Origin of the sequence: Acinetobacter proteolyticus (genome assembly GCF_000367945.1) — a bacterium.
GTDB classification, from domain to species: Bacteria; Pseudomonadota; Gammaproteobacteria; order Pseudomonadales; family Moraxellaceae; genus Acinetobacter; species Acinetobacter proteolyticus.
Genome location: NZ_KB849179.1, coordinates 526,477 through 542,678 on the forward strand (window position 1 = coordinate 526,477; position 16,202 = coordinate 542,678).

The 16,202-nt window shown below is 37.7% G+C and carries 16 protein-coding genes; 6 read left to right on the forward strand and 10 right to left on the reverse strand.

The window, feature by feature from the left end; all coding sequences use genetic code 11:
* The first annotated feature begins 134 nt into the window (after positions 1 to 134).
* The 5 genes from F993_RS14280 to F993_RS14265 all read left to right on the forward strand — a co-directional run bounded on the left by F993_RS14280 (position 135) and on the right by F993_RS14265 (position 4,010).
* Complete coding sequence (locus tag F993_RS14280; protein WP_004653150.1) at positions 135 to 2,006, forward strand: non-contractile tail sheath protein; 1,872 nt, start codon at positions 135 to 137, stop codon at positions 2,004 to 2,006.
* Between the two features lie 239 nt (positions 2,007 to 2,245).
* A complete protein-coding gene (locus tag F993_RS14275) occupies positions 2,246 to 2,578 on the forward strand; it encodes a hypothetical protein (protein WP_032812661.1) in 333 nt (110 codons plus the stop codon).
* A 138-nt stretch (positions 2,579 to 2,716) separates the two neighbouring features.
* Positions 2,717 to 3,019 carry an LptA/OstA family protein gene (locus F993_RS0119590; protein WP_004653152.1) on the forward strand — a complete coding sequence of 101 codons (303 nt, stop codon included), beginning with the start codon at positions 2,717 to 2,719 and terminating at the stop codon, positions 3,017 to 3,019.
* Positions 3,020 to 3,283: 264 nt separating this feature from the next.
* Positions 3,284 to 3,565: a hypothetical protein gene (locus tag F993_RS14270; RefSeq protein WP_004653154.1), complete on the forward strand. Its 282-nt coding sequence runs from the start codon at positions 3,284 to 3,286 to the stop codon at positions 3,563 to 3,565.
* 190 nt (positions 3,566 to 3,755) lie between these two features.
* The gene (locus F993_RS14265; protein WP_032812662.1) at positions 3,756 to 4,010 is read left to right on the forward strand and encodes a hypothetical protein; all 255 of its coding nucleotides are present in this window, start codon (positions 3,756 to 3,758) and stop codon (positions 4,008 to 4,010) included.
* Between the two features lie 35 nt (positions 4,011 to 4,045).
* Here the strand turns inward: F993_RS14265 and F993_RS14260 are convergent, their stop codons facing one another.
* The 10 genes from F993_RS14260 to F993_RS14215 all read right to left on the reverse strand — a co-directional run bounded on the left by F993_RS14260 (position 4,046) and on the right by F993_RS14215 (position 14,714).
* A complete protein-coding gene (locus tag F993_RS14260) occupies positions 4,046 to 5,287 on the reverse strand; it encodes a mechanosensitive ion channel family protein (RefSeq protein ID WP_004653156.1) in 1,242 nt (413 codons plus the stop codon).
* 120 nt (positions 5,288 to 5,407) lie between these two features.
* Positions 5,408 to 5,947, reverse strand: a complete 540-nt coding sequence (locus F993_RS14255; protein WP_004653157.1) for a DUF2058 domain-containing protein — start codon at positions 5,945 to 5,947, stop codon at positions 5,408 to 5,410.
* 3 nt (positions 5,948 to 5,950) lie between these two features.
* Positions 5,951 to 6,631: a YoaK family protein gene (locus F993_RS14250; protein WP_004653159.1), complete on the reverse strand. Its 681-nt coding sequence runs from the start codon at positions 6,629 to 6,631 to the stop codon at positions 5,951 to 5,953.
* A 6-nt stretch (positions 6,632 to 6,637) separates the two neighbouring features.
* Positions 6,638 to 7,840, reverse strand: a complete 1,203-nt coding sequence (gene sstT / locus F993_RS14245; protein WP_004653160.1) for a serine/threonine transporter SstT — start codon at positions 7,838 to 7,840, stop codon at positions 6,638 to 6,640.
* A gap of 197 nt (positions 7,841 to 8,037) precedes the next feature.
* A complete protein-coding gene (locus tag F993_RS14240; protein ID WP_004653161.1) occupies positions 8,038 to 9,738 on the reverse strand; it encodes a SulP family inorganic anion transporter in 1,701 nt (566 codons plus the stop codon).
* An 81-nt stretch (positions 9,739 to 9,819) separates the two neighbouring features.
* The gene (locus F993_RS14235) at positions 9,820 to 10,131 is read right to left on the reverse strand and encodes an ArsR/SmtB family transcription factor (RefSeq protein ID WP_004653162.1); all 312 of its coding nucleotides are present in this window, start codon (positions 10,129 to 10,131) and stop codon (positions 9,820 to 9,822) included.
* Between the two features lie 559 nt (positions 10,132 to 10,690).
* Positions 10,691 to 11,257, reverse strand: coding sequence for a TetR/AcrR family transcriptional regulator (locus F993_RS14230; RefSeq protein ID WP_004653163.1), 567 nt, complete (start codon positions 11,255 to 11,257; stop codon positions 10,691 to 10,693).
* 477 nt (positions 11,258 to 11,734) lie between these two features.
* Positions 11,735 to 12,247 (reverse strand): hypothetical protein, encoded by a 513-nt coding sequence (locus F993_RS14225; RefSeq protein WP_004653164.1) that lies wholly within the window; start codon positions 12,245 to 12,247, stop codon positions 11,735 to 11,737.
* A gap of 37 nt (positions 12,248 to 12,284) precedes the next feature.
* Positions 12,285 to 13,340 (reverse strand): linear amide C-N hydrolase, encoded by a 1,056-nt coding sequence (locus F993_RS14220; protein ID WP_004653165.1) that lies wholly within the window; start codon positions 13,338 to 13,340, stop codon positions 12,285 to 12,287.
* Between the two features lie 207 nt (positions 13,341 to 13,547).
* On the reverse strand, positions 13,548 to 14,714 hold the full coding sequence (locus F993_RS14215) for a cupin domain-containing protein (protein ID WP_004653166.1): 1,167 nt from the start codon (positions 14,712 to 14,714) through the stop codon (positions 13,548 to 13,550).
* A gap of 202 nt (positions 14,715 to 14,916) precedes the next feature.
* Between F993_RS14215 and dnaX the strand changes: the two genes are divergently transcribed.
* Positions 14,917 to 16,202 (forward strand): DNA polymerase III subunit gamma/tau (gene dnaX, locus F993_RS20660; protein ID WP_004653167.1); only part of this gene is annotated, 1,286 nt, incomplete at its 3' end.

Here is a 16,202-nt window from a genome sequence, read left to right on the forward strand (position 1 = left end):
TGTTGATTGAAAATATGCATTTACATAAAGTAGATATAACTGATGGTGTTTTGATCAGCACTTACGCTTGCAAACAGTTAAAAAATGGTGATCAATTAAGATAAAAGCTCAATGATTAATTAGAGCATTTTCAAATGATAAATACTTTTGAATATAAACAAAAAAATTTAAAAACATCTCCTGCAGTAAGCATCCAAACATCATTGATTAATCGTTTTAGTCCAAAATACTGGCGTATTGACGGTCCACAAACCATGTCTTTTGCGATTAGCAATTATGCCAATGGTTTTGAAGCATCATTTCGCTCACGTACCACAACTGATCTTGCGGGGATTATTTGGGATTCATATGATGCGAAAGACCATAAATTTTTGGCCTATGAAACCAAATATGATTACAGCGGTGTGATTTGGGATTTTGATATTGAACTGTCTCCATCCATGCCGATGTTGAATAATCCCACCTTAACACCCACCTTGACCGTTCAATATCAGTCCAATGGTGTCGACCAAGTGGCCTATATTGTTCTGTTCAATTATGCCAATCAACCCGCTTCACGCTCGGCACATATTCATATTAATTGGAATACGGTTAAAGCTGGTTTTGCTGCAACAGATGCCTTTCCTATCACCAATATTCAGCGAATTTCATTTTCAGGATTTACTACCAGTTACAATGGGCATTCTACTCAGCCCTTAGTTCAAGCCGAAGATGGCTATATTCGTGTTACCAACTCGGTGACCACAGGACCAAATGCCAAACTTAAGCTAAAAAAAGTGTCTGTTCCTCAACATAATTATGGCCTATGTACCAGTTATGATGACCATTATGACCTCAATCCACAGCGCTTGGTCGATAATTTGCAGGCTTTGGGCTATCAAGGTTTGATTAATCATTATTGTGGTATGTCTAAGTATCCTGAAATGTCTTGGGACAGTAGTATTAATAAATGGCAAATTCCAGATACGTTGGTGACCAATCAATCTGTTGTAAATCCATGTACACGTAAATGGCATGAGCGTTTTGCTCAAGCCTTGCAAAATGCTGGGATGCAGCCTGTATTTGGTGTCAGTTTTGAAATGTACTCATTGGGCGCAAATGAATTCTGGGCACAGCGGGATTGGAATAGTAATTTAGGCCGCACGGGGTATGAACCGCCAAGTTATTTCTTTAGCCCTTGTGATCAAAATGCACTTGCTTATCTACATAAAGCGTTTATTGAGTTTGCTGATACGATGGCTGTAGGTGGCTGTGCTGTAAATATGCAAATTGGTGAACCTTGGTGGTGGTATAACCAGGGTACGGATTTACCATGTGTCTATGATTATCCAACTAAGCTGGCATTTAATGCAGATACTGGATTGTATGCACCAGACTTGGGAACGATCTATGATGCAGTAAATAAAACTGGCACGCCGTATGATGAATTTAAAGCTTGGTTAAAAAACAAATTAGGGCAAACCTGCCAAGACATTCGAACCGTGATTAAAGCCAAATACCCAAATGCTAAAGTTTGTCCGTTGATTTTTTTTCCAACCATTCGAACACCGATTGAAACATTGGCAACCGATATTAACTTTCCAAGTGAGCATTATGCTTACCCCAATTTTGATTATTTGATGACAGAGGCCTATGACTGGATATTAGAGGCACGATTAGGTTTGGCACACCAAGCTGTTGCGGAAATTCCAAGCCAGGATCTGAACTATCCAGCGGATAAAGTTGCTTATTTAGCTGGATTTGTTCCTGATTCTTCGATTGCTCATCTTTATGGCTTTGATAAGAACAAGCCATATCGAACTCCAATTTGGCAACGTGTGTTTGGAGATATGCAGAATAATAATCCTTTGGGACTGATGAAGCAGTTGATCTGGGCTTATCCGCAAATCATGCAAGATTCTGTAACGATTGATATTGCTCAAGCACCGAATGGTTTCTTTATCGAAAATACACTCTATACCCCTGTGAGTGATGATACGCCGTATCCACCTGAGATCTATTTGTAATAATGAATGCTTAATTGGAAGGGCTTTGTGATTCAAAGCCTTTCTTTTTAGTCTTTCAGGTCAAACAAGGATGAACCATGCTTAACAGATCGATTCAAATGCGCAAGTAATTAAATAGCGTTAACTTGCTTTGCAGTTCGTAAAGAAACACAAAAAATTGAAAAGGAAATCTTCATTTATTAAAGTGAAAAGTAAGCTACACTTTAGCTTAGTTACTTCTTAGAATTTAAATGACTTATATGAAAACCAGAATTCTATATCTCAGTTTAATCTCCATCTTATTTGTAGGTTGTAATAAGCAACCAGAAGTGAAAAGTGAACAAGCTCAAGAAAGCTTTGAAGTTGTAGATAATAAGATTTCCGAATATATGGATATTTTGGATAATCCAGATACCCCAAAAGACGAGCAAACACGTGTTCTTTGTAAGGATTATCCAAAATTATATGAATCGAAATATATTCCTGCATTATTAAAATTAGCACCCAAAGACTATACACAGCAGAAGTTGATGGCTGATCTAAAAGTCTCGACTGATTACTATGCTGAAAAGTTGGATATCACCTGTAAATAAGTATCTCTAGAGAGGAGATTTCCTCTCTTTTATTGTTTTAAATAAGAATTAATATCACTTCTTGTTGGATAGCTGTTCTAAGATTCGCAGCTTATAAATTTATCGCTTAACAATAAAAGCATGAAGAAATTTTTTTTGATGGCATCACTTTTGATATCTTGCAGGTCTATTTTCGCTATTGAATCTGATTTTCAACAATCGATTTATTTAGAGGCAGAAAATACTCGTTATAGTCCGAATCAGAATACTTTTTCGGCTGCTAATATTCAAATTAGTCAAGGCACGATTGACATTCAAGCTGCAAAAGCGGTGAGTACATTGAGAAACGGTCAACCTCATCAAATTACGCTTACGGGAAGCCCCGTCAAGTTTCAACAGAAAGTGAGTGAAGCAAAACAGATGGTTCCAGTATTTCAGCCGAAACACTCAGATATAATTTAACAGTTGGTGATATAGAGGCTCAAGGTGTACCAAACAAGCGTGTCCAAATGATTATCCCGCCACAGAAGAATGCACAGATGAAGCCGCTCATCAGGAGTCAGTAGGCGAGTCTAAGAGCTTCTATTGGCTTATTTACAGCATGAAATCGTTATTCTTGTATTTACGCGCCAAAATCTGTCGTTTAGTTGAGTTTATGGGCTTGAAAAACTGGAAATAGAACATATTATAATTTTTTTCTTATTCTGATATCACAGGCGGAATACGGTGAACGAAGAAGTTTTGTTACCTGCATCACGAGCGACTGCAATTTCTAATGCAAATGTTAAAAAGTTAACAGTAGATAAAATTCTCTCAAAAATTTCCAGTACGATTAAATTAAGAGCCAGTGATGGCGATCGAGACGCTTTACAACAATTTTCAAAACATGAAGTCAGTAGCGAAGACGCAGATATTGTTGTGACTGAATTAAAGGAAGCTGGTTACAGAGTTTTCTTAAATCCTAATTTTACCAATACCAATATTCAGTTTCAGCTAGAGTGGGACTGAGATTTTAAAGATCATAAAAAAGCTCCAAATTTGTTTGGGGCTTTTTTTATATGGTAACCAAACTGTTTGTTACTGCATTGAATCAAGCTTAAAGCTTTTTATAGGTACATTTTCAGCAGATAAATCAGAATCCTTTCCTTAAATGTTTAATAAAAATGCCTATAATGTAAAAAAGCATGATAGAGCACAAATGAGTTTAAGAGGATGGCTACTGATTCTGTCGGGACTAACATTGGCCTTAGTTGCTTATTTATATTGGAACTATACGCAAACTGGTGGTTATAACAAAAATAGTGATGGTTATTATGGCTATTCCTTCCCAATGGATAATGGTTTAAAAAACGCGGCTGATTGTGAATTGGCAAATACAGAGAATCCAGATGAGTCACCTGTATCACAGGAGTGGATGGAAGGGTGCAGGAAGTACTTTGAGATCAATCAATAAAAAAGCACCTGACGGTGCTTTTTTATTGAGCTAGATTAGGCTTTATCGGTTTGTTCAGTAGAAAGTACCTGAAAATCGTGACCAGATGGTGCTTGATAAATTCTCAAGCCAAATTCAGGAATAATGGCAATCAAGTGATCAAATATATCAGATTGAATTGCTTCATACGAAGCCCATGCAATGGTATTGGTAAACGCATAGATTTCTAATGGTAAGCCTTCACTGGTTGGTTGCATTTGACGCACTAAAATCGTTTGATTTTGGGCAATACCTTGATGTTGGCGCAAGTAGAACTCTACATACGCTCGGAACGTCCCAAGATTGGTTAAACGACGTTGGTTATATTTAGATTGGTTGCTGAGGTGATTATTAAACTCTTCAATCTCCGATTTTTTAGCATCCAGATATTGATCTAATAGCAAGAAGTCTTTCAGTTTTTGCTGCTCTTGGTCACTCATGAAGTGAACACTGCTTTGATCTAAGAATAGTGAACGCTTAATACGACGGCAGCCTGACTCACTCATCCCACGCCAGTTTCTAAAGGTATCCGTCACCAGTTTGTTGGTTGGAATGGTGGTGAAGGTCTTATCAAAGTTCTGTACGGTCACGGTATGTAATGACATATCAATGACATCGCCGTCAGCATTCAATGATGGCATTTCGATCCAGTCACCGATGCGAACCATATCATAAGAGGCGATCTGTACACTGGCCACCAATGAAAGAATGGTATTTTGAAACACCAACATCAATACCGCAGCCATTGCCCCGAAGCCTGCAAGTAGGGTGAACACATCTTTTTTTAAGAAGGTCCCTAAAATCATCAAGCCGCAAACCACAAACAAAATAAGCTTAACCAGCTGTAAATATCCTTTGATCGGCTTATTTCTTGATTTAGGGTTACGTTGATAGATTAAGTTAAAGATATTTAGTGCTTCACTGACGGTGAGTGCTAGTGTCAGAAAGATGAAAGCCTGCGCACCCATTTGCACAAAGCTAATGAATTTTTCTGGTAGATGCGGAATTGTGGTAATGCCATTCATGATGACAATTGCAGGCACGATATTGGCAAATCGTTGAGTTACACTATGTTGTGCAAAAATCGATTGATTTGGAGATTTAAATTTTGTAATTAAATGGCGAATACCACGGACGATAATTCTTTTCGCAATAAAGTTTGCGAGTGCAGCAAACAAAATCAAAATTATTAATGCAATCGCTGTTTCTAGCCATGGGTAATGGCTTAACTCACTACGCAAATACTTTAAATAATCCAAACCCAAAACACCTTATAAATTCTTTGAACAGGAATTGTAAGGTGTAATGGTGCTTTATCTTAACTTGATCACAGTTTATATACGATTTGTAAAGGCGTTTTTACATAACTGTTGGGTGACTTACCACATCAGATCATCAGGAATCACATATGCTGCATATGGATCTTCCTCATCGGTAGTTTGATCATTTTTCTCAGTATTGTTATTTACCAAGATAAAACCTTGCATTTTTTGATCAATTTTTTCTGCTAAAGCTTTAGGTAAGTAAGCATAGCTGTCTTGATCTTTGGCAATGACAAGTGAACCTGAAACCAGAGCATTATAAATTTGTTGTGAAAGATAGACTTTCTTGATCTTAGCTTCATCAATAAATTGATAGCTTACATCACCTTCAGTTTGTTTAATTTTATGATGTTTGATCATTTGGATGATCGAGGCTTTTAATGCTTTTTCTTCCAATATGGCTTGCTTTTCCTGATTCAAGGCTTGGTCTTTGGCTAATTTTTCTTGTTTGGCGCGGTCGATTTCAGCTTTTAAAGCAGCATCATCATTTTGTCCAGTACGTTGCCCATGTTGAGCTTGTTTGGTTAATTTTTTAGCTTTCTTATTATCAACTAAACCCGCTTTTAACAATTGAGCTTGCAATGCATTTTTAACCATAATTCAATCCAAATTTGAGTTTGATGAAGAACGAAAATAGAAAATCCAGTAGGCCAGACTCATGATTAAACTTAACGCTGCTGGAATAAGAAAGGTTTGTAAATTTAAATAAGGATAAAGCAGACTTGCAATCAGTCCACCACATAAAAAACCCATAAAGATGAGGAGGTGCAGAAAAATACGACGTTTTTCTACGTTTAAACCACGTGCTTTATAACCTAACGCTAAGCCAATATCGGTCAGGACGCCTGATAAGTGTGTGGTACGGATAATTGCACCTTTATAGTGGCTCACCATCGCATTCTGTACCCCCATGGCAACACAGGCCCATAAGAGGCCATAACGTGGGAAATAGGGGAGTAAGAGCCAAGTGAGAAGCAGAAAGATCGCAACTAAACTAAGCGGTAGGCCATAACGTCGACCAAATGCCACACGACCATTGCCAAGGATTAAACCACTATAAAAAGAGCCAATCACAAAACAAAGGACAACCAGACTAAGGTAAATGAAATGTTCAGGCTGCCAGTCAAGCAAACTCATTGCTAACATACTGACATTACCTGTCATGTGTGACACGGACTGATGCAGGACGGTAAATAAGCCCAAAACGTTTACCATCCCTGCATTCAGTGCGAGGAAGAAAGCACCGAGTTGAATCCAGTTAGGTAAACGTTGAAGTGGCATAGCAACCTATGATCTTGGATGGTCTTTAAAATCAACAGCAGCAGTAAACAGGACATCAGTTGAAGAGTTTAAAGCAGTTTCTGTTGAATCTTGCAATACACTGATAATCATACCAATCGCAACAATTTGCATTGCAATTTCAGATGATATACCAAACAAACTACAAGCAACAGGGATTAACAATAAAGATCCACCTGCAACACCAGATGCGCCACAAGCAGAAACTGTTGCAACCACAGATAAAATAATCATGGTGCTTAAATCAACAGGAATACCAAGTGTATGTACAGCAGCGAGTGTTAGTACCGTAATTGTGACTGCTGCACCTGCCATGTTGATGGTTGCACCCAATGGAATCGAAACACTAGCGGTTGCTTCATTGACACCTAAACGCTGAGCCAAATCTAGGTTTACTGGAATATTGGCAGCGGAACTACGGGTAAAGAAGGCGGTGATGCCACTTTCTTTTAAGCAGGTAAATACTAATGGGTATGGGTTTGCCTTCATGGTTATCGCAACCAAAATTGGATTAATCACAAGTGCGACAAACAGCATTGTGCCGATTAATACAGCTAATAGATGGGCATAACTGGTTAGTGTTGCTAGACCTTCGCTTGCAAATGTCACGGCAACTAAACCAAAAATTCCCACAGGTGCAAAACCAATCACAGTATGAATAATTTTATTGACTGCACCAGCTACATCTGTCAAAACCTGTTTAGTTGTGTCTGAGCTATGACGTAAAGCTAGACCTAAACCAATTGCCCAAGCCAAGATACCAATAAAGTTGGCTTCACCGATCGCTTGTATCGGGTTTGCAATAAAACTTAAAAGTAAGTTCTTTAAAATCTCTGCAAGGCTACCTGGTGCTTGCAAGCCACTTTCTGCCGGTAAATGCAAAAATAATTGGCTTGGGAATAATACGCTGGCTGTTACTGCACTGAATGCTGCAAGTAGCATTCCAACAACATATAAAACCAGTACAGGTTTGATATTTGAGTTTTGACCAATCTGGAAATTTGCAATTGAGGATAAAACCAAAACAAAAACTAAAATCGGTGCAACAGACTTTAATGCTTTAATGAATAATTCACCCAATAAACTTAAGTAGGGTGTAAAGTTGGGAAAGAGCAAAGCGACGCCAATCCCTAAAAAAATAGCGATAATAATTTTGCTAACTAAGCTCAAGCGAGACAGTACATTAAACATATAAAGGCCTTATAAACCTATGCACGGTTTAAGGTTAAACAAGCGCGGTATTCTATACCTAAGAACCGTGAATAATAAAATTTTTTTTGCAATTCAATTACTTTAAAAATCCCGAAAAAATTAACACAATGTTTTTTAAAAAAAATTATGAAAACATGACACATCCTTTTGTATAAAAAAAATCCAATAAAATTTGCTCATTCTACAAGCATTTCAGGTGAAAGTGTTTGTATTGCTTGATAATGTGATAAAAATATTTGGCCTGTAAGATCATTTTTAAGCTGGGATTTAGACAGTCGATCCATCACAGGACTCTTCACTTCGGATAGATGTAATTGAATATTTAACTGAGCCAATTCCCGATTTAGGTCTTCTAACATTTCCAATGCGCTGAGATCAATATTGCTAATGCTTGAGCAGTTGATCACCACATGTTGCAATAATGAGTTTTGGCTGACTTCTGTAATCACATGACCTTTTAGAACATGTGCATTTAAAAAGCTTAGATTTTCGTCAACACGGAAAGAAACAACAGCAGGTGTTGTAATGACACTGTAATTTGATATGTTTCTAAAGTGTTGAGTCCCTTCAATTAATCCAATGACAGCAATATGCGGTCGGCTAATTCTCCACAGGAGTAAAATAAAGGTGAGTGCGATACCAATGATCAATCCTGTTGAGATATCCAAGCAGGTCACACCAAAGAAAGTGACCCACATGGCGAGGCCATCAGCTTTTGAATATTTCCATGTTTCAATAAATGGGGCGAGCGTAACCAGTTTCCAGATAGAAACGAAAATTGTTGCTGCTAATACAGCGAGAGGCAGGTTTTGAAAGAAACTGGTAAAGTAGAGGCTAACCGCTATCATCAGTAATGATGAAATCACACCAGACATCGGGGTTTTTGCCCCTGCATCTGCATTTACTATAGTGCGAGATAAACTCCCGGATACTGCAAAACCAGAATTAATACCCGCAGCAATATTCGCAAAACCTAGGGCGATGAGTTCTTGATTACTGTCTAAGTCATCGCGCTTTTGTAATGCTGTGGCTTGTGCAATCGCCAGTGATTCGACAAAGCTAATCATTGTGATCATAAATGCGCTTGGCAGTAATTGTAGGATTAATTCAGTGTCCCAAGTCGGGAAATGGAAGTTAGGTAAACCTGTTGGAATGACGCCAACGGTTTTAATTGCCTGATCATCATTTCCTAGTAAGGTAATGATTGCGATAGAAACCAAGACCATGAGTAAGGGCAATGTTTTATTGAGAAAATCTGATCGAATCAATTTGGGGAGAATAAATAATACTAAAACGGAAGCCAGTCCAAAGCTGACGCTTAGGAAGGTTATTTGATTTAAGTTTTCAGATAAGCTGATTAAGAATTTAGGAATGTTGCCAGCTTCTAATGGGATGTTAAGCAAAAACTTAAATTGACCCAGTGCGATCAGCAATGCGGATGCAATAATAAAACTTTGAATAACAGGATGGCTAATCAGTTGAATGAGGAAACCAAAACGTAAGACTCCTAAAACAAGTGAAATGATTCCGACTAATAATGCCAGTAAATAAGCGGCCTCAATATAGGCAGTTGATCCAACTGCAAATAAGGGATCCAATGCTGAAAATACCATCATCGAAATAATGGCAACTGGGCCAATGGAAAGCGTTGTACTACTTCCTGTAAAGGCATACACAATCATGGGCAATATACTGGCGTATATTCCCATAATCGGTGGGAGTCCTGCCAGCATTGCATAAGCCATACCTTGTGGTACTAGCATCGCTAAAACAATACAGGCTGCTATAAGATCTGACTTTAAACTGGGTAGTTGATACTGACTCAACCATTTTCGCGCAGGAAATAGTTTAGATAGCTCTAGCTTTAACAATTTCATGCGCAATAGCCTAAATCATAAATTTATATATATTATGCAGAAAAAATGCTAAAGAGGGTATGCTTAGATTTTGTTTGAAAATTATGCGTGGGGGCAGTAATGCTCATACAAGGTATTCAAAACGACTTGTAGCTTTGGATCTAAAATCGAATAAAAAATTTGTTTGCCATCACGACGGGTAGAAACAACATTACTTTTTCTCAACATCATTAGTTGCTGGGAAAGCGTTGGTTGGAAGATTTGGGTTAATTCTTCAATTTGTGAAACATTAAGTTCTTGTTTAGCCAAATGACACAAAATAATTAACCGATCAGTATTCGCCAGAGATTTTAGAACGGTAACAATCGTACCAGCAGACTCTCTCATTGCTTCGATCTCGAAATCCTTTTGCATGCATATACTCTCTATGTTACAGCCGTGGCTAGTATAAAGTCACATAACGGAAAAATTGTAGTAAAACTGAATAATTGCAATGGTTTTTAATGAAAATGTATATCAGAAAAAGTGATAAATAGGTGTGTTACTGTTGAATAATCGGTGATTGAGGTGAAATATGTGATTTAATTCACATTATTATGCTTTCAATAGTTTTTTATCCAGTCTGAGGTAATTCAAGTCGCACATTGGCTAAATCATTTGTTAAAAATATTAAACAATAAAATTAAGTGATTAATATAATTAATAAATATAAAAAAGTTTAAAAAAAGATTGTGCTTTACAAAAAACTATATATAATGAGAAACAAGACAGAACGATCTGTCTGCATAAAAAGGACCGGAAGTGCGAAAGTACAACCGCCAGAGGGTAATAATATTTATTATTCTTTTTACACTCAGACGCAAGCGTGAGCCACAATAATAACTATAAATCACGCTTTATTTTTTTAACTAGATTTTTTTATTTCCAAGTTTTAACTAAATTATCCCTTTATAGGTAAAGGGATAATTGGTATTTATGCTAATTCTCTTTCGAAACTAATTAAGTGCTCTACGCGTTTCCAGTATTCATCCATTTCAACTGAGTGTTTATTGACATGTGCTTGAATTGTCATACCATCTAAAATGCTGACAATCAGTGTTGCTAGATGAGTTGGATTGCGAATATCGAGGTTTTTAAGTAAATTCTCGATTAAAGCAGTTAACCAAATTTTATATTGGGTCGCCGGTTGCAAAGTAGAAGGGTAGATTTTGATCACCTCTTCCAATGCTTTTTGAAACATACAACCATTAAAATCTTCGCTACTAAACCACGCAGCATACCATCCAAAAATTGCTTTAAGTTGGGCAAGATGATCTTCTGGATCACATTCTGCCAAAGTTGCATTTAAAGAAGTTTGCAGATTAATGTTGCGTTGCACTAAGCATTCTTCAATTAACTTCTCCTTAGAGGGGAAATATTTGTAGAAAGTCATTTTTGCAACGCCAGATTCACTAATGATTCGATCTACACCGATCGAGTTATAGCTATGCGAATTAAAAAGTCTTAATGCAGTGGTAATAATATCTTCTTTTTTTGACATACAACGCCTCGAGTTCGCCCATCGCCAAGAGCATCATGTTGCATTTCATCATGCAATTTTGGCAGGGATTTTACATGGTATTTTGAAAATATCATAGGGAAAAATAACATTATTTATTTAAATGATTCTTTGGTCCTCATTTTCAAGTGTTAGAGTTGAAAATAATATTGTATATCTATAGAAAATAACTATTAATGGAATCTTAAAATACGATAAAAGAGTAGAATAATTTAAGTTTATTTGATTGATGATTATTCATCTAATTGTTTATCAAAGGATAAATGTGGGGAGCTGGTTTTTGATTTAATAAAGATGTCTATATCGAGACCAATTCTTGTTTGTGGCTTTGCGTATATTTAAATCGCCATTCTTTTGAATATTTAAGTGATATTCTTTTTTTAATATATTCGCAATACAAAAAAGTCAGTTAATTATAGTTAAAATAAATAACTGACTTTCATCGTATAATTTTCTATTTTAAGATTTACTTTGTTGCGATGGCAGGGTTGCAATCAGCTTGATAAAGTTATGATACAGCATTGATTGCTGGCTTGGTGTGTAGACTGAACGTTTGATATTGCCTTTGTCTGTTTCGATCGAAAGCTCAACATTTTGGGCTTTTTTCAGTTCGTAGAGGAAAGTACTTGGAATAATAAAGCTATTGGATGAGCGTCTAGGAATCAGTCGATTGATGTTTTTTTGCTGTGTTGGGCCAACGGGTTTATAAGCAAAAGCTTTATCATCGATTAAGAAGGTAATACCTTTAATGTCATAATAATCATAACTACTGTTGAGCACGGTTTCGATTCTTAACTGCTCTTTATGTTGTTTATCCCATTCAACAAAAACATTAGGGCAAAGTTCGTTTGCTTTACAGTTTAAAGAGCCTGCAGTTGCTAAATTTCCAGTTGAGTTTGTGGAGGTGTCGGGCATGGTTGAGCAACCGCTCAGCACAATACAAAGGCTCAGTAAACTTAACGTTTTTTTCATCTTTTCAACTCTCTAGGATTACTCAATATTTTCAGTGTTAATGATGTAGTTGTGGACCAAGAAATTCAAATGGTTTTGATACTTTAAATTGATTGGTTGCATCACCAGCAAAAGTATTCTGTTGATCTTTGCCAAGATCAAGTTTACGCGTTAAACCATCTTTAAAGTTAATTTTCTTTAAATCGACCCAGAATACATTTGGAGAGACTGCAGATTCAAAGAAATAAAGTTGCTGTTTATGGTCTGCAACGGTTCTCCAGCGTGTAGATGAAATATTCGGTTCTTCCGCTGTATTGAGACCATAAGGAACGGATGCATTGCGAATCACACTAAAAACAGAAGCCAAAGCATCTTTAGGGTTGTCATTTTTTGGAATCGCATTGATATAAAAAGAGGCACGGGCAAATCGGTCAGCAGCACGATTGGTTCCTGGTAACATGACTGTACCGCCAATTTGTTGCCAGTAAGTGTTGAGTGCCAGTTGTTGATCAAATATTGGCGAGTTGGTCATAACTTGATATTTTTTATTGTGGTGAATAACTTGCTTGCCCCCAATATATTCGATAATGGCACTATCACCAGTTTTGTCTGAAATAGATAAATGTAAAGTCGTAAGGCGTTGTTCTCCTGGCACGCTGTCAGTAATCAGATCAAAAGGTTCTTTCTCTAAAGCTTTGACGGCTTCAGCAACGGTTGCATAATTGTCGAGTACATATTGCGCCCAAGCAGAAATACTAAGCTGTGGTTTTTTAGATTGCTTGGTGTCTGGATATTGCGATTCTACTAGCCATAATACATTGGCAACCAATCCAGCTTCATTCATGCCGTCAGTCGTTGAAATATCATAACCTGTTGCAATTACACTGCCATATTTGGCTTTCCATTTTAAAGATTTTGGCCCTGCATTGCTGTCCCGAAGTACGCCACTCGGTAAAATCCACAGGTTAGTGCCCACATCAACTTTCCAATCCATTGATCGGGCGGTGATGATGTGATCATTATTGCCTAAATAGACTGCGCGAGTGCAGGCATGGCTGGTTTGTAGAATGAAAGAGGAGGCGAGAAAGGAAAAACATAATATTTTTTTAAACACAAGTCGTACTCCTTGCTGTTGTATCAAAGTGATTTCTATAAAATATTTTTATAATGACTTGGTTTTAGTCTATTAAAAAAAAATTATTATTCAAGCATTATAATGTAATCATTAAAAAAAGTAGGGTTTTATTTTTGATCAAAATTTTGAGGTAATAAATGTGAACAGAGACTAAAATTAATCTCTATCCACATAAAAAAGAATGTTTTAGTTTTCGTTTGGTGGTAATAACATCACAATGGCTGTGTTGAGTAGCACAGTGATATCTTCTAGAAGCTCAACTTCACTAAACCGTTCATCTAGCAATAGGCTTTCGCCATCTGCGATTTGTTTGAGATAAGGAATGAATGTTTCTGAAACACAGACTGTATCTCCATTCGCCCAAAACTCTAAAGACTCACCTTGTTTTCTGTAAAGCAAGCGCGAGGCTGGTTCTAGAATAATCTGATAATCCGTACCAATAATTTCTGCAACATCATTGGCATCAACCTCTTCAGGTTCTGGAATGTTGTTTGGATAGCTTGCTTCGCTCATATAGGCCATGATCGCTGCATCAAATTCAGGTGCCTGAGTAAGATAGTCAAGTAATTGAGTTTTTAGATATGAAAACTCAGTACTGTTAATTTCCCCTAGATGCGCTGTTTGCTGGCGCGCAATATCGATCAATGGATTCTTGAGTAAAGTATTTTCTGCAAATTTATCACTGACTTGATCAATCATTTCTGAGAGATTTGGCATACGAAAGCCAAAAGAGTAGGTTAAGCAATCATCTTCAGCAACGCCATAATGTGCAAGGCCAGGTGGTACATAGAGCAAATCACCAGGTGCAAGAACTTCATCAAAATGAATGTCTAAATCTGCTAAAAGTTTCAGCGGTTGATCTGGCAAAAACTCAGTTGATTCATCGCACATTTGACCTAATTGCCAACGGCGATGACCATGACCCTGTACCAAGAACACATCATAAAAATCAAAGTGCTTACCAACAGAGCCACCTTTAGGTGCGTAAGACACCATGATGTCGTCACGGCGCCATTGCGGAATAAATGGAAATTTCTTCCAAAGTTCTGAAATATCAAATGAATAATGATCAACTGCTTGAACCAAAAGTGTCCAAAGATTTGGCAGTTTTTGGAAATCCCCTTTGGTTAAAGGTGATGATTTTACATGCCACTCATTTGGATTTTTATTCTTTTGGCGGATTAAGCGAGCAGTGACATCTTCTTCCAATGCCAGTTCTTGGACATCTGCGGGTTCTAATAAGCCGATAATTTCAGGCATCGCATTACGGACCAACAACGGCTTTTTCTGCCAATATTCATTAAGAAATTGTTCTGCGCTAATGCCGCCGAGTACCGTTAAAGATTGAGACATGGGAAATAAAACCAACAACATATAAATTAGTGCGTATTCTCCCTTGAGTTGAATATTGGTGCAAGTCTTGTCTGAATGTGATGAAAAGCTTGGAAATAGTCATCAAAAGTGCAGCAATGTATTTAATCTTGATCAATTAGAAGCGGATTCATTCACAGACTTTCAAAAAAACAGTATGCTTAAGATGCAAAAAGGAGCATTCATGTATCAAGTACTGGCAAGAAAATACCGTCCACGTAATTTCAATGAGTTAGTGGGGCAAAACCATGTTTCTCGTGCTTTAACCAGCGCATTAGAACGTGGGCGTTTGCACCATGCCTACTTGTTTACAGGAACGCGTGGTGTTGGTAAAACCACGATTGCCCGTATTTTAGCCAAATGCTTAAACTGCGAGACAGGCGTGACTTCAACGCCGTGTGAAGTCTGTGCAACCTGTAAGGCCGTAAATGAAGGTCGTTTTATTGATTTAATTGAAATCGATGCGGCATCACGGACCAAGGTTGAGGATACTCGTGAGTTACTCGACAATGTGCCTTATGCGCCAACGCAGGGTCGCTTCAAAGTTTATCTGATCGATGAAGTGCATATGCTTTCAACGCACTCATTCAATGCCTTGCTCAAGACACTGGAAGAACCACCTGAGCATGTGAAGTTCCTCTTTGCAACGACAGATCCACAAAAACTGCCGATTACCGTCATCTCACGCTGTTTACAATTTACCTTGCGTCCTTTGGCCGTTGATGAAATTACGGAACATTTGACAGCAATCTTAAATAAAGAGCATATCGAAGCCGATCAAGATGCGATTTGGCAAATTGCAGAATCTGCACAAGGTTCATTGCGTGATGCCTTGTCTTTAACAGATCAGGCAATCGCCTATGGTCAAGGTGCAGTCCATCATCAAGATGTTAAAGATATGCTCGGTTTGATTGACCGAACCATTATTTATGATTTGATCTTGGCAATTCATCAAAATCAGCAAGCACGGGTAAGCCAGTTACTTTTACAATTTAGACAGCAAGCTTTAGACGTGTCTTTGGTTTTGGATCAATTGGTTTCTACCTTGCATGAATTGGCATTGTTGCAATACTTACCAGATCTTGCACTGAAATATAGTGAAGAGATTAACCAGAAGATATTACAACTGTCGAAACTCATTTCTGCCCAAGATTTGCAGTTGTATTATCAAATTGCCTGTAAAGGTCGAGCTGAGTTGCAACTTGCGGTGACACAAGAGCAAGGCTTTGAAATGACAGTGTTGCGTTTACTGGCATTTAGACCGTTAACTTTGAATGAAGTCACGGTAACGGCCATGCCAGTTACGCAAATTACAGCACCTGAATTGCATCAGCCAGTACAGGATTTAAGTACAGAAAATCAGTTTGCAGTTCAGCAAGAAGCGGTTAGTGTTGAACCTGAACCTGAACCTGAACCTGAACCTGAACCTGAACCTGAACCTGAACCTGAACCTGAACCTGAACCTGAACC

Excerpts from the sequence above, each read along its gene's own strand:
- F993_RS14240 (WP_004653161.1), bottom strand. The coding sequence starts at position 9,738 with ATGAAATTGTTAAAGCTAGAGCTATCTAAACTATTTCCTGCGCGAAAA.
- F993_RS14265 (WP_032812662.1), top strand. The coding sequence starts at position 3,756 with ATGAGTTTAAGAGGATGGCTACTGATTCTGTCGGGACTAACATTGGCC.
- F993_RS14225 (WP_004653164.1), bottom strand. The coding sequence starts at position 12,247 with ATGAAAAAAACGTTAAGTTTACTGAGCCTTTGTATTGTGCTGAGCGGT.
- F993_RS14235 (WP_004653162.1), bottom strand. The coding sequence starts at position 10,131 with ATGCAAAAGGATTTCGAGATCGAAGCAATGAGAGAGTCTGCTGGTACG.
- F993_RS14215 (WP_004653166.1), bottom strand. The coding sequence starts at position 14,714 with ATGTCTCAATCTTTAACGGTACTCGGCGGCATTAGCGCAGAACAATTT.
- F993_RS0119590 (WP_004653152.1), top strand. The coding sequence starts at position 2,717 with ATGGCATCACTTTTGATATCTTGCAGGTCTATTTTCGCTATTGAATCT.
- F993_RS14280 (WP_004653150.1), top strand. The coding sequence starts at position 135 with ATGATAAATACTTTTGAATATAAACAAAAAAATTTAAAAACATCTCCT.
- F993_RS14275 (WP_032812661.1), top strand. The coding sequence starts at position 2,246 with ATGAAAACCAGAATTCTATATCTCAGTTTAATCTCCATCTTATTTGTA.
- F993_RS14255 (WP_004653157.1), bottom strand. The coding sequence starts at position 5,947 with ATGGTTAAAAATGCATTGCAAGCTCAATTGTTAAAAGCGGGTTTAGTT.
- F993_RS14230 (WP_004653163.1), bottom strand. The coding sequence starts at position 11,257 with ATGTCAAAAAAAGAAGATATTATTACCACTGCATTAAGACTTTTTAAT.
- sstT (WP_004653160.1), bottom strand. The coding sequence starts at position 7,840 with ATGTTTAATGTACTGTCTCGCTTGAGCTTAGTTAGCAAAATTATTATC.
- F993_RS14250 (WP_004653159.1), bottom strand. The coding sequence starts at position 6,631 with ATGCCACTTCAACGTTTACCTAACTGGATTCAACTCGGTGCTTTCTTC.